We start from the raw sequence: 13739 nt of genomic DNA, 5'->3' as shown, positions 1-13739 counted from the left end.
GACAGCTTAACATTAGTAAAGCTTTTGTAATGCTGTAGTATACGGGTTTTAAGTAGTATTCTAGGTAACTTTAATTAAGGTGGTAGAGATATTAAATAGTGATAGCTATTAGCTTGATACCTTTCTTAATTCATTCATCTAGGAAAGGTAATTTTTTGAACCCTCTGCATACTAGTATTTTACTGCTAGTGTTGTGTTTATTCGGACAGCAAGTCTTCAACCTCTTGATAGCACACCTAAATCATGAAGTATATGAGGGCGTAACTCATGCTTTAATCGTCGGGCGAGAAGGAGAACGTTTACTCAATGCTGTGATAGATAATCAAGAAAAAAGTTTTCTAGAAAATTCCACTCAGGGACAAACTAATCCTATAGATTATCGTCAGAAGAGGCCCAGCTTCCACAGCAGCTTGAACCATCTGTACAATCTCGTACAAGACAACCCCGATCAAATAAAACAACTCAATAAAATTAGATATATCTATAACCAGTGGCAAAGGGAGTTGAAGCAAAAAACGCTTTCTGGTTCTGCGAGCAACTCTGCTCTGATAAAAAGCACTTTATTTGATTCCTTGCACAACGAGATTAGAAAACTCATTCAGCATGAAGAGATGCTTTTGAGGGTTCGCAAAAATCGTGTACAGTATTTAAATAATATTAACACTGCGATCAATATTTCCAGTACATTAATCATTTTGTTAGGAGCAATTTTAAATCTCCAGTTGTTGCATTCGCGAGTCAAACTTCCATTAAGCAAATTGACACAAGTTTGTAAACTTTGGCAAGCGGGACAAATGGAAGTACAACTCTCCCATTCTTCTCTAGATGAGATTGGGCAACTAGCGGGAGTTCTGAATGCGATCGCTGATAAGACTCGTCACCGTCAACAAAGTATTGAGGTGCGTAACCAACAGCTTGAAGATATGATATCTGCACTTTCCCACGACCTACGTATTCCTTTACTTGCCACTCGTAACACTTTAGATTGTATGATCAAAGGAGCTTTTGGTTCAGTAAATGACACTTGGAAGGAAGTTTTTCAAGAGTACCATGAAGCGAATGAGGATCTGCTTAAGCTTGTGGAACTCCTCTTAGATATCTCCCGTTATGAAGCACGCAGCGCTTATTTAATGTGCGATCGCCTGAATTGGGAAAAGATTTTAATTAAAGTAATTAATCAGATAAAAGCAACATCTACACGTGAGTTAGCCTTCGTTTGTAAAACTTCTCAATTGCTGCCAACTGTCTATGGTGATGAACTAGAAATTCAAAGAGTTTTACAAAACTTACTTGATAATGCTGTGCGGGTAAGTAAGCCTAACGGGGAAATTCTGATTCAGATAACGCCTGATGGAGATGAGCAAGTGCGGGTTTCGGTGCGTGATTCCGGTCCAGGAATTGCACCGCAAGCTCAGGAAAAGCTATTCCACCGCTTTATTCAAGGACGAGGGCATCGTGGAAGAAGTGGGCTTGGTCTGTACTTATGTCGTCAAATTATTGAGGCTCACGGAGGAAACATTGGTGTTGAAAGTTCTCTTGGAAAGGGAAGTACTTTCTGGTTTACTCTCCCAAGTGCCATAAATAAAGTTGATTGCAACGATGAACAGAATATAACCAGATTTAGCAAGAATGATACCTAATATTAATAAAGAAAAAACTGTCCGGGTTCTATTAGTTGACGATCACGCTTTAATCCGCCGAGGGATGAAAGGGCAATTTAGCCTAGAACCTGGTTTTAGTATAGTTGGAGAGGCATTGGACGGTGGAGAGGCTGTTGAATTAGCTAGTCAACTCCAACCAGATGTAGTTTTAATGGATATCGATCTACCGATTATGGATGGGATTACAGCCACCCAGCACATAAAAAGTAACTGCTTAACTACTTGTGTTCTAGCCTTAAGTGCCTTCGACGACGATATCCAGGTTATGGGGATGCTTGCAGCTGGTGCTGATGGTTACTGTCTTAAAACCATTGAATGGGAACAGCTTATCGCCGTTATTCAATTGATACTGCAAGGTGGTGCTTATTTAGATCCTCTAATCGCTCAAAAAGTTGCTCGGATGCTTAGGTCAACCACTGTCGTTCCCGATGTTCCTGTATCTCAGGTAATAGCACAACCTATTCTCAGTAATCGCGAACGCGAGATTCTTAAACTTATTGCACAAGGGCGCTCAAACCAGCAGATTGCAAACCAACTCTACCTTTCACTCGGAACCGTCAAGTCTTATGTACGTATGGTTCTCAACAAACTTAGCGTTGACGATCGCGTTCAAGCAGCAGCTTTAGCCGTACGCCAAGGCTTGATTTAAGCTTATAGGAATTTATGTAAATAGTCAGATAATTCTGTCAAAGTGGTAGCCAGTGGTGAGATGCCATTCACGAGTTTTTCTGACCACAAAATGTAAGGCTGAAGTAGTTGCTGCTGAAATTGCTCAGGTATGGGTAGACATAGCACCAATACATGAGGTTCAAACAAAGCGATCTCATCCGGCGTGGGAATACAATAATATGGAAAAACTTCTGCATTTTGTTTTAGGCAATGACTGCTGACGCGCTGCACGGTCATGACATTACTACCAACAACCATAATTCGCTGTCTCTTCATATATTTTGACTTATCTGCAAATGGTAAATTCCTACTAAAAAATGGTTTTAGCGATCGTAAAGGAAGTGCAATGGCGTAGCCGATCATCAGCGTTGAATGGACGTGACGATAAGGCTTTGGGCGAATAAGTTGAGCTAAGTCATCAGTTAAGAGCAAAAAGATAGAAAAGAAGAAAGATTTATTTTTCCCAGAAAGGCTCAAGTCATTAACAGATAAAAAAAATTGCAATCTGACAACTCTACAGACTGCCATTATTACCTGAATATAGAAATGACGAGAGAAACAAAACTTCTCACTCGCTACTTGAAATATTTTCACTCAACATATCATCTGTTCAATACCAATTTTGCGTGGCAATAATTGTTTGTTATCTTAATTTTCGTAATTGTCAAAATTTCTGATTTTTGTGGTTTTTTACGTGGTGTAGTCAGTCAATCGGCGTTAAAAAACAAAGCTATGTGAAGAAATATAAATTTAACAAATAGCTTAGAAATTGGTTATTCTACAGGTTTGAAAAAATTAAACATACATTTGTTTTATTCTGCCTACTTATCTTATTATGAAATTTAGACTATCTGTACGCTACAGCCAAACGGATAGTTAGCTGGATAATTTTATTCCTCGTTAGGATACTGTATAAAAAATAATTTAAGTAGCCATCAGATAGTATTTTGCATCGGTATTTGCGTACGAAAGTATACGTAGGTTTCGCGAGGTTTTGACTCAACCTTGTGAATAAACTCTCAATTCGGATCGAATGTTTTATGGTACTTACACATTAAAAAGTTAAGTATCTCAAAAGGCCTAATCGATCAAAAGTTTCAGTTTTGTTGCAGGTAATGTTCGCTTAGCAGCAGCCATAATTCTTTGTGTCAATTAATGTATAACCTGTCAGTAAATTTCCGGTGAGCAGAAAATATGGGCAATGCTCTGAATTCTACTATTTTGCAACTCTAGATGGCGAGCATTAAATTATATGGCAGACCGAGTTAATTTTCTCGATACTGATTTTGATCGTATGCCTTTATATGAGGCAATTGAACTATTACTGATGCAGTTGCTGAAGCGGCAGGGTGGTCGAGTGTATTATGCTAACGCCCACACGATGGTAACTGCTGCCAAAAACCCAGCATTGGCAAAAGCCTTAGAGCAGAGTGATTTGTTGTTGGCAGATGGGAGCGGAGTTCGTTGGGGTAGCGCTTTGTTGGGTACACCATTGGTGCATAATCTCAATGGCACTGATTTAGTTCCGGCTTTGTGCAAAGAAGGGGCAGCAAAAGGTTTATCAGTTTATTTTCTCGGTGGTAAGCCAGGTGTCGCTGAAGAAGCGGCAGCTAACCTCAAGAAAGCCTATTCTGGGTTGATAATTGCCGGAACTCAGCACGGCTATTTTCCTGAATCACAAACGCAGCAAGTATTAGAAGCTATTCGGATAGCCCGCCCCCACCTGCTGTTAGTGGCGATGGGCGTACCCCTACAGGAAATTTGGATTAACCAATACGCTAGTCAATTGCCTCGTATCACTTGTATGGGTGTGGGGGGTCTGTTCGATTTTATGGCTGAACGTGTGGCCCGTGCCCCCTATCCAATTCGTTCTGTTGGTATGGAGTGGCTGTGGCGACTGGCAATGGAACCGACTCGACTTTGGCAGCGCTATCTTCTAGGCAACTTTATCTTTTTACGTTTAGTACTAACCTACGCGTTTGCTCGACGCCAAAGTGAAGAACAAAGTAGCCAAATCACATTAGCTACAAGAAATAAGTCTGGATTTGAAAACGATTTGAACTTTTAATTCATCACCAAGACTGATTAAAAGTTGCTTGTAACACTACTCTTTGGGTGATTCATCTAGTCAAAGTAAATTTTATAAATAGTTCAAGCTTAACCGCTTTACTTAAGGGGGTTTTGATATGCAAGTTGATATGCAAGTTTTAGATGATATCCATACTCTTCCTAAAGTTAAAGTTCCAGTTCATCCTTCTGTAATCAGTAAAGCCAAGCGAATGATTGACATCTTAGGTGCTGTTATTGGGCTATCGATTACACTATTCTTAGCAATTCCGATTGCGATCGCGATTAAGTTAGATAGCCCAGGCTCTATATTTTACAGTCAAATTCGCTGTGGTCTGAATGGGCATCACTTCCGAATTTGGAAGTTCCGTTCGATGTCAGTTGGAGCTGACCAACTTAAGCATCTAGTTAAGAATGAAGCTCAAAGCGATCGGATATTCAAAAATGAGAATGATCCCCGCATTACCTGTGTAGGAAAGTTTCTTCGCCGCACTAGCTTAGATGAACTTCCTCAGTTTTGGAACGTGCTGCTGGGGGAAATGAGTCTAGTCGGTACCCGCCCTCCTACTCCTAATGAAGTAATACACTACTCAAAGCACCACTGGGAACGTTTGAATGTCAAGCCGGGTATGACTGGTGAATGGCAGGCTCATGGTCGCTCCAGTATTAAAGACTTTGAAGATATTGTTCACATGGACTTAGACTACCAACGTAAGTGGTCTATCGTTTATGATATTAGTTTAATCTTCAAAACTTTAAAAGTTGTGTCATCAAATAAGAGCAGTGCTTGCTAACGTACTGCGATATACTTCTAGTGCTAAATAAAAACTTACTTCTTGTGATTGATGAGGCGATACGGCTGCTGTCATTATTAAAAGAGAGCGATCGCACCTGGGCAATTAAACGACGTTTGACAGCAGATTGTGACTTTTCCTGATGGCGAGAGGCTGTTGGTCAATAACGAGAAGAAGTATACTTTTAGCAGAAGGTACAGGATGAGCGGTTGGGAGTATGTCAATGCACTTTTGCTTTGAACCGATGAATGCGGCTGAGGCAGAAAAACTTACTCGCTGGCATTATCAGCCACCTTACCAAAGGTATAACAGTACATCTGATGAAACACTAATTGGGTCGTTTATAGACCCTGAAAACGCTTACTATAGCATTCTTGACAATGGGGAACTGGTTGGTTTTTGCTGCTTTGGTAAGGAGGCTGAAGTCCCAGGAGGTGATTATGCAAAGGACTCACTCGACATTGGTTTGGGAGTGCGCCCCGACCTCACGGGTCAGGGAAGGGGACAGATGTATATTGCAGATGTCCTCAATTTTGCACGTTCAAAGTTTAATCCCACCCTATTTCGCATTACAGTGGCAGCATTTAATAAACGTGCGATCAAAGCATGGAAAAAAGCCGGATTCCGACAGGTACAATCATTTCAAGCACTAGATGATAAGGAACTATTTATTATACTGGTGCGGCATATTTGAGAAGTCTACTGTAGAACGACGAATTATTTGACCAGAATGGCAGATTGTTTGTCATCAATCTAAATTTTTCTAGGTTTCTTGTTCCAGCAATTTCTATAACTTCATGCCAGAAATCCTAAAAATTAGATACTGAATGCTTACGCGACTTGACTACTTTACTCAACTTCCTCACAATGAATTAACAGCTTTTCCATCGCTTCTGCTAGAGAAATCAATTCTGTCCAAGAGGAACCACTAACTAAACTTTGGGCGTGAGCTAATCGGTTTCGCAACTGTTCAGCAGACTTGAGGAAACGTTCTCCAAACCGTTTTGATTTTAGTCCTAGTTGCTGAAGAAGTTCTGGTTGATTTAAAATCAACTCTCGCTTATCACAGAATTGCAGATAATCTAACAAATCGGTGGCTTCGTTTCTTTCCTGACTCTCTCGCCATAATCGTTGAGCAACTTCTAAGCGTTCAGGTTTAAGGACTTTTTGCCAAGAATCTTGAGGATAGTAAATCCGCACCAGCCGCAGCAAATTCATTTCTAGCAGCGTTACTAAGCCAAACAGTAGCATTCGCACGGGTGCTTTCTGCAAATCACCACAGGTAACAATACCACTTACTTGATTGCAATCCAAGACAAACAATCGCGGAGTTTGCTGCAAAATGGGTAGCAACTTGATCAGTGGAGTGGAAATGGCAATTAGTTCTTTGGGATGAAACACCCGTTGATAGTCGCTACATTTACCTTTTTTGCCTGGGATCAAACTAGAGCGTTCTACATAACCGCTAATAATATCTCCCGTCTCCACGCCGATAACATCAAAATTTTGTGCTTGCATCCAATGCAGCACTTCTTTCGCCTCCGCATCAGCTGGCATAGCTTTTAGGGGTTCTGCTACGTATTCAATGGTGATATTGTTCTCAAATAAACTCCGCAGGTCTTGAGAACGTGATTTTAGGTGTTTCATCCCCCAGCTGTGAACTCAGGTTAAATAATCCTACGACACTCACGCGATGTCTGCGACGGGCTACGCCTACGCCAGTGGAATTTTCTGTTAGATTATCCTTGCGTAAGCGTAGCTACCCCAACAAATACCATCTTAGTTGGTATCATTTTAGTGATGATTTAGACAATCTCAAGTAACAAAATATTTCGCATCTAGAAAAAAATAAATATATATGTAGTTAACTATATGAGAATAGTTGATTAATTGCGGTAAAAATGCCGAAAATCTCGACAAAAAAATGTTATTACTAAAACGACGTATCGAATTGATACTTGATAGAATTTTACCAAGATAACCAAAATTGATAATAATATTATTATGCCAAGAAAAGAACAAGGATGGGTTACATTTCAAACCTCAGAGGACGAGCGGAAGATTCTAGAGGAGTTCTGCGAACAGTCTCAACGCACTAAGACTGAGATTCTGCGGGAACTGGTGCGTAGTCTCACTCAGCAAAGCTTGGTACCAATATCACCACCAACTCACCAAGAACAACAGGAAGATATCTACTACACTCAAAAGCCTGACATAGAAAGTAGTATTCAAAAGAAATCACTAAAAGTTAGCTCTCGCAATATTCTTAAAGGTGTAATTAAACGAGTTGTTTATGGAGCAGTTAATAGTGAGGTTACTCTGGAGATTATTCACAAAGTAGAATTAACTTCGATTATCACCAGAGCTTCCGCAGAAGAGTTGGAATTATCTGAGGGAAAAGAAGCTTATGCAGTTATTAAATCTAACGATATTGTCATTGCTAGGGAATAGAAATACATTGATTATGGGTGTTATATCAGGTTTGGTTAAACACTTATAATATCTGTATGTTGGGTTTCGTTCTTCAACCCAACATTAATTGTTTCGTTATTTATGTTGGGTTTCACTGTCGTACCCCTACGGAGAAGCAAGCTACAGCCCAACCTACATTGATAGGTTTTATTATAACTAATCACCCAAACTTGATATTAGATATTAAGAGAATAAGCTTTATTCACTAAGATTTTAAAGAATTGAGTATATATAGTTGATGCGATCGCTGATGTAATAGCTCTTTTTGTGTAAATGTAATACAGCATAGGGTAGCACAGTTATTCTACCCTACTGAAGTTGACACTGATAACAGATGTGCCATCCTACCCTTGCACCACGAAATCTGATGCACTGAGAGTTGGCGCACTAGTCAGAGTTGCAAATAGACCGCCATTGCCAAAACCAGCCGCACTACCATTTTGGTTGTAGAACAACTGCCCACTCACAGCGTCGTAGATAATTTTTGCTGTGCTGGTCGCGACTGAAGAAGTAATTTTAAAATCACTGGCATGACTAAAACCCGTTCCTGCAGTTGAAGCGATCGCACTAAAAGTAGTTTTATCTAGAATAATCTTATCGCCTTGGGAATGCTTGAAATCAGCGATCGCATCTACACCAACAGCAACACTGGCAAAAGCAGCATTGGTGTTGTACAGGAAAGAGTCGGCACCCGCACCACCTGTAAGAATATCATCGCCAGCACCACCGATGAGAATATCATCGCCAGCACCACCTCGCAGCAAGTCGTTGCCACTCAAGCCGTCGATAGTGTCGTTACCCCCCTGAGCATTAATCACATCAGCGGAGTTGTCAAAACCCGTGATGTTATTGTTAAGGTCATTGAGGAATGTCACACTGTTGCTGTTAAAGATACTACTAAAATTCCAGTTGGCATTGAAGACATCATAACTGTCCCTGATAAAAACTTCTTCGTCAAACGATATATTACCAATGCCTACTAATATTCTAGGAGATTCGGGCGGAAGATTTTCCAAGTTTTCCAACTGAAAGTTTTCCAGGGTGACTTTGGTATTTGCAACGTCTTCAAAGGTGAGTTCCAAGTTATTACCATTTTGAGTTAGTTGCAGATTCCGGGCAGTTAAGCCAGCGCCGATAAATTGCAACGTGTCTGAAGAGGCAGTCATCAACAGTGACCCAGTGCCCACACCACCAAAGTCAGTGATGGTCTTATTGCCATCGCCGACTCGGACAACAAAAGAATCATTGTCAGTACCACCAACAAGAGTATCATCGCCAGTACCACCAACAAGAGTGTCATAGCCACTACCACCAACAAGAGTGTCATCACCAGTACCACCCCGCAGCAGGTCGTTGCCACTCAAGCCGTCGATGCTGTCATTACCTCCTTGGGCATTAATCACATCATTGGAATCGTCAAAACCTGTAATGTTGTTATTCAAGTCATTGAGGAAAGTGACGGTGTTTTTGTTGAATAACGTAGTTTGAGTGGAATTAGCATTAATCACATCAAAGCTGTCGTGGATAAATGGTTGTTCGTCAAATTCCCCAAATAGAATATTACCGATAGCAGGTCTTGCTGTCGATGCAGGTAGGTTATCCAGGTTTTGTAGCTGAAAGTTTTGCAGAATGACTTTGGTATTTGCTACACCCTCAAAGGTGAGTTCTAAGTTGTTGCCATTTTGAGTTAGTTGCAGATTGCTGACGCTCAAGTCAAGATACCCAGAAAATTGCAACCTGTCTAATTCGCCAATCACCGACGCTGATGGGTTTGCTCCAGTACCAATACCATCAAAATCAGTAATGATGTCAATGCCATCTCCTTCCCGAATAATAAAGTTGTCATTTCCACCGTTACCTGTCAAGGTATCATTACCAGCTAGTCCGTTAAAAGTTTCGTTGTTGGGAGTACCGATGAGGTTATCGTTTTGATCGGTGCCGTTGAAGTCAAGGGTAGGGGTAGCACTGCCATAGATGACATAGCTTTGTCCAGCTTGGAGGTTGCCGTTAGGAGAGGACAGCCATGCTCCAATAATCAAGTCGCCAATGCCATCACCGTTAATATCCCCCGCATTGCTAACCGATCTGCCTGCCTCACGAATGCCACTAATGGCGCCATTGATGGCGAAGCCGTTAGTACCATTCAGAGAAGAGAGGTCGAAAGTGCCGCCACTACCCACATTTTTCCCCCCATACACCACGTAGCTTTGCGAAGCACCAATTGCTCCAATAATTAAGTCGTCAATGCCATCATCGTTAATATCTCCCGCATTGCTGACTGAAAAACCTGAATAGCTTGATGAATTAATGCCATTGATGGCGAAGCCGTTAGTACCATTCAAAGAAGAGAGGTTGAAAATCCCGCCACTGTCCACATTCGTCCCCCCAAATACCACATAGGTTTGTCCAACTTCATTTATGAAGTTGCGGGAGGCCAGCCATGCGCCAATAATCAGGTCGTCAATGCCATCACCGTTAATATCTTCTGCATTGCTGACTGAGATGCCTAATTCATCACCACGATCAATTCCAGTAATAGTAAAGCCATTGGTGCCATTTAGGTCAGAGAGGTTAAGAGTGCCGCCACTACTCACATTTGTCCCTCCGTACACCACATAGGCTTGCCCAGCATACTGTTTGCCGTTGGGTGAGGCATGATATGCTCCAATAATTAGGTCATTAATGCCATCGTTGTTGATATCCCCTGCATTGCTAACTGAGTAGCCTGAGAAGTCATCCGCAGCAATACCGTTAATGGCAAAGCCATTAGTACCATTGAGGTCAGAAAGGTTTAGAATGCCCCCACTTGCTACATTCGTTCCCCCAAACACTACATAGCTTTGCCCAGCACCAGAGTTGCCGTTAGGGGAGGCATTAAATGCCCCAATAATCAGGTCGTCAATACCATCATTGTTGATATCCCCCGCATTGCTGACCGACGAGCCTAAGTAGTCACGCGCATGAATCCCGTTGATGGCAAAGCCATTAGTGCCATTCAAGTTAGAGAGGTCGAAAGTGCCAGTACTTCCTACATTTGTCCCCCCAAAAACTACATAGCTTTGTTCAGCATGAGAGTTGCCGTTGGGGGAGGCATAGGATGCCCCAATAATCAGGTCGTCAATACCATCATCGTTAATGTCCCCTGCATTGCTAACTGAGGTGCCGTTAATTAAAAAGCCATTAGTGCCATCTAAAGAAGAGAGATTGAAGGTGCCGCTTCTGGCTACATTCGTTCCCCCAAACACTACATAGCTTTGCCCAGAAAAATCGTTGCCATTGGGAGCAGCACCAGATGCCTCAATAATCAGGTCGTCAAAGCCATCATTATTGATGTCTCCTGCATTGCTAACCGACGAGCCTAACTGATCTTCAACAGCAATGCCGTTGATGGCGAAACCGTTGTTGCCATTCAAGGAAGAAAGAGTAAATGATGAAATAGCCATAATTTTCTCCTATAGTCAGGGAGTAAACTTTAAAGGTCTAAACTAGAAATCCCGTGTTCTAAACTGAAAGTATTGTTATAAAGTGCCACAATTATAAATCAGCAAAACAACGCGCTTTTAATATGGGATTTCTTAATCAGGATAACTGCGATGTCTACGACAGGCTGTGACGCTCCTACGTCGCTAACGCTACGCTATCGGTGACGCTAATTATCTACTAGCTATATTTTCGCTGATTAGTCTATATCGCTTTTCCAACTGTTACAATCAGCTTATTCATAACTTTATGAAAACAATATACATTATCTATACAAAAAACATTCTGTAATAATACCAGTTCAAAAATGTTTGCGACAGATACCCCACCTGCGCTAACACGCACCCTCCTTTTAGCAACTACGGTTTACAACACACAAATCTCTTGACCTGTAATGGCATTGCATCGCATAACAATGGCATTGCATCGCATAACAATGGCATTGCATCGCATAACAATGGCATTGCATTGACTAACAATGGCATTGCATTGACTGACAATGGCATTGCATTGACTGACAATGCTATTGCATCGACTAACAATGCTATTTCTCTCGTTTCCATGCTTTGTATGAGAACGAGTCAAGCCTTATCAAGCTAGATTTTTATAACTTTTGCGTTAACCGTAGCCCTGACCAAGGGGAGGATTCGGGAGGTAGGGCAAACGCATAATTACTCTTAACCTTTTTGAATCGCTGCTTGATAGCGACCTAGCGCAATTAAAGGAAAGTATTGTTGATACAGATGATACTTGAGATAAAAATGGCAAGGGAAGCCAGTACCTGTAAAGTCAGCCTCAAACCAAGTACCATCGGGCTTTTGAGTTGCCACCAAATAGCCAATTCCCCGTTCAACGGACTCAAGAGCTAATTTACCTGTTGCTTCACCTGCTGCTATTAAGCCTATTATTGCCCAAGCAGTTTGAGATGCAGTACTATTTCCTTGGCCTTTGAGACTGGGATCGTTGTAACTACGGCAAGTCTCGCCCCAACCACCATCTGGATTTTGACATCCAACTAACCAAGCTGCTCCCCGTTCTATACTGAGTTTGTGTCTTTGAGGATCGATTAACGCCAAAGCTGACAAAACGCCACTGGTGCCGTAGATATAATTTACACCCCAACGACCAAACCAACAGCCTTCAGTTTCTTGTTCGCGCAAAAGATAAGTAAGCGATCGCTCCAAATTATCACTATCAATTGTCAAATCACAAGCACCCAGCATTTCTAGTACCCTAGCCGTAACATCTGCGGTGTTTGGATCGATCATGGCTTTCAAATCGCCATAAGGGATGGAATTAAGCCAATCTTGGTCATTATCCAAATCAAAAGCAGCCCAACCGCCTGGTTTACATTGCATAGATGCAATCCAGTTTAACGCACGAGCGATCGCAGCCTGCTTGATTTTTTCATTGGGGAGTTTTACCAAATGTAGTGCCATCACCACCACCGCCGAGTCGTCTACATCGGGATAAAAGCGATTTTCAAACTCAAACGCCCAAGCCCCTGGTTTTCCTTGGCGATTTTTGACAGCCCAATCTCCGTAATCTAAAATTTGTTTTTGCAGCAACCATTCTCCAGCCTTTACTACAGCCGAACGATCTGGTGCAAAACCAGATTCTATCAAAGCACGCATCGCCCAAGCTGTATCCCAGATGGGTGAAATACAAGGCTGAATTCGATAACTATCCTCTGTTTCAATCGCAAAGTTATCAATTGCTTGCAAACCGCGTTCCACAATCGGATCGCTTGGGTCATAATCTAGACAGCGCAAAGCTAGCATTGAATTCAACATCGCCGGAATAATGCCGCCCCAGTCACCTGTAGCTTCTTGGCGCTCTAAAATCCATTTTTCGGCAGCTTTGATGCCTTCTTTACGAAAGGGTACTAAATTCAGACTTTCTGCCAACTTGAACCCTTTATCAAGAGTGAGGAATAAATCCGTCCAATCGCCACTTTCAGGTAATTCCCACCGGACTCGATCGATACCTTCAGCGTATAACTCATCTAGGTTGATAGCTGAGTCAGTCAGAAAAACAGGTTTGCGAGCGCATACAATCAGTAATGGTACTGTACTAGAACGTGCCCAGCTAGACATCTCGTAGATATTGACAGGGAAAGCTTCGGGCAACAGCATTATCCAAGGTGGTAGCGAGGGAATACCGCGCCAGTTGTAGCAGCCAATCAAGGCTAGGTGCAACTTGGTAAAAATCCGAGTTTTGCCGATCCCACCTCGTTGGAGAATAAAAGCTTGCGCCCGAATCATCGCCGGATCGGTTGCTGGTACGCCTAGCAATCTTAGAGCCATGTAAGCTTCAACCGAAGTGCTAAGTTCTCCGCCATCACCATAGTAAAGTTCCCAGCCGCCATGCTCTCGTTGCTCTTGACGCAAATATGCTTCAACTTTGTGCAAAGGTCTGGTTTGGTCTGTTCCCCAAATTTTATGCAAGAGGACGACTTCAGCAGTGATGGTGACATTAGATTCTAACTCAGCCCACCAGTACCCTGCCGGATTTTGAATCGAAAGCAGATATTCTTGGCTAGCTGCGATCGCATCTGCGACTTGATTGACTTTTACCCTGTCTTGTGTGTGCATCA

General features: G+C 42.0%; 12 protein-coding genes. 7 read left to right on the top strand and 5 right to left on the bottom strand.

Translation table 11 applies throughout. From position 1 onward, the window contains the following. The first annotated feature begins 155 nt into the window (after nt 1-155). Nucleotides 156-1640 (top strand): ATP-binding protein, encoded by a 1485-nt coding sequence (locus NSTC731_RS32720; RefSeq protein ID WP_445628581.1) that lies wholly within the window; start codon nt 156-158, stop codon nt 1638-1640. Further along, a complete protein-coding gene (locus tag NSTC731_RS32715) occupies nt 1630-2310 on the top strand; it encodes a response regulator (protein ID WP_445628580.1) in 681 nt (226 codons plus the stop codon). The genes NSTC731_RS32720 and NSTC731_RS32715 overlap by 11 nt, the downstream gene beginning before the upstream one ends. A 2-nt stretch (nt 2311-2312) precedes the next feature. Here NSTC731_RS32715 and NSTC731_RS32710 read toward each other — a convergent pair whose 3' ends face one another. Further along, nucleotides 2313-2858 (bottom strand): hypothetical protein, encoded by a 546-nt coding sequence (locus NSTC731_RS32710; protein ID WP_445628579.1) that lies wholly within the window; start codon nt 2856-2858, stop codon nt 2313-2315. A gap of 724 nt (nt 2859-3582) precedes the next feature. Between NSTC731_RS32710 and NSTC731_RS32705 the strand changes: the two genes are divergently transcribed. The 4 genes from NSTC731_RS32705 (at nt 3583) to NSTC731_RS32690 (ending at nt 5885) form a co-directional block, all read left to right on the top strand. After that, on the top strand, nt 3583-4398 hold the full coding sequence (locus NSTC731_RS32705) for a WecB/TagA/CpsF family glycosyltransferase (RefSeq protein WP_445628578.1): 816 nt from the start codon (nt 3583-3585) through the stop codon (nt 4396-4398). Between the two features lie 118 nt (nt 4399-4516). After that, nucleotides 4517-5191 carry a sugar transferase gene (locus tag NSTC731_RS32700; RefSeq protein ID WP_445628577.1) on the top strand — a complete coding sequence of 225 codons (675 nt, stop codon included), beginning with the start codon at nt 4517-4519 and terminating at the stop codon, nt 5189-5191. Between the two features lie 20 nt (nt 5192-5211). Next, a complete protein-coding gene (locus NSTC731_RS32695) occupies nt 5212-5334 on the top strand; it encodes a hypothetical protein (RefSeq protein ID WP_445628576.1) in 123 nt (40 codons plus the stop codon). Nucleotides 5335-5414: 80 nt separating this feature from the next. Beyond that, entirely contained in the window at nt 5415-5885 is a 471-nt protein-coding gene (locus NSTC731_RS32690; RefSeq protein WP_445628575.1) for a GNAT family N-acetyltransferase, read from the top strand. A 155-nt stretch (nt 5886-6040) separates the two neighbouring features. On the opposite strand, the gene NSTC731_RS32685 is transcribed toward NSTC731_RS32690, so the two are convergent. Next, a complete protein-coding gene (locus NSTC731_RS32685; protein WP_094352776.1) occupies nt 6041-6838 on the bottom strand; it encodes a hypothetical protein in 798 nt (265 codons plus the stop codon). 357 nt (nt 6839-7195) lie between these two features. Here NSTC731_RS32685 and NSTC731_RS32680 point away from each other — a divergent pair, with 357 nt between their 5' ends. After that, nucleotides 7196-7642, top strand: a complete 447-nt coding sequence (locus tag NSTC731_RS32680) for a TOBE domain-containing protein (protein WP_445628574.1) — start codon at nt 7196-7198, stop codon at nt 7640-7642. A 365-nt stretch (nt 7643-8007) separates the two neighbouring features. Here NSTC731_RS32680 and NSTC731_RS32675 read toward each other — a convergent pair whose 3' ends face one another. The 3 genes from NSTC731_RS32675 to shc all read right to left on the bottom strand — a co-directional run bounded on the left by NSTC731_RS32675 (nt 8008) and on the right by shc (nt 13737). Continuing rightward, nucleotides 8008-11106 (bottom strand): beta strand repeat-containing protein, encoded by a 3099-nt coding sequence (locus tag NSTC731_RS32675; RefSeq protein ID WP_445628573.1) that lies wholly within the window; start codon nt 11104-11106, stop codon nt 8008-8010. A 396-nt stretch (nt 11107-11502) separates the two neighbouring features. Further along, nucleotides 11503-11706, bottom strand: coding sequence for a hypothetical protein (locus NSTC731_RS32670; protein WP_445628572.1), 204 nt, complete (start codon nt 11704-11706; stop codon nt 11503-11505). Nucleotides 11707-11820: 114 nt separating this feature from the next. Further along, entirely contained in the window at nt 11821-13737 is a 1917-nt protein-coding gene (gene shc / locus NSTC731_RS32665; protein ID WP_445628571.1) for a squalene--hopene cyclase, read from the bottom strand. Nucleotides 13738-13739 lie beyond the last annotated feature (2 nt).

The sequence above is a fragment of the Nostoc sp. DSM 114167 genome, assembly GCF_052692655.1.
Note: the sequence above shows the minus strand (reverse complement) of the source record. Positions and strands in the feature narration are given on the sequence as shown.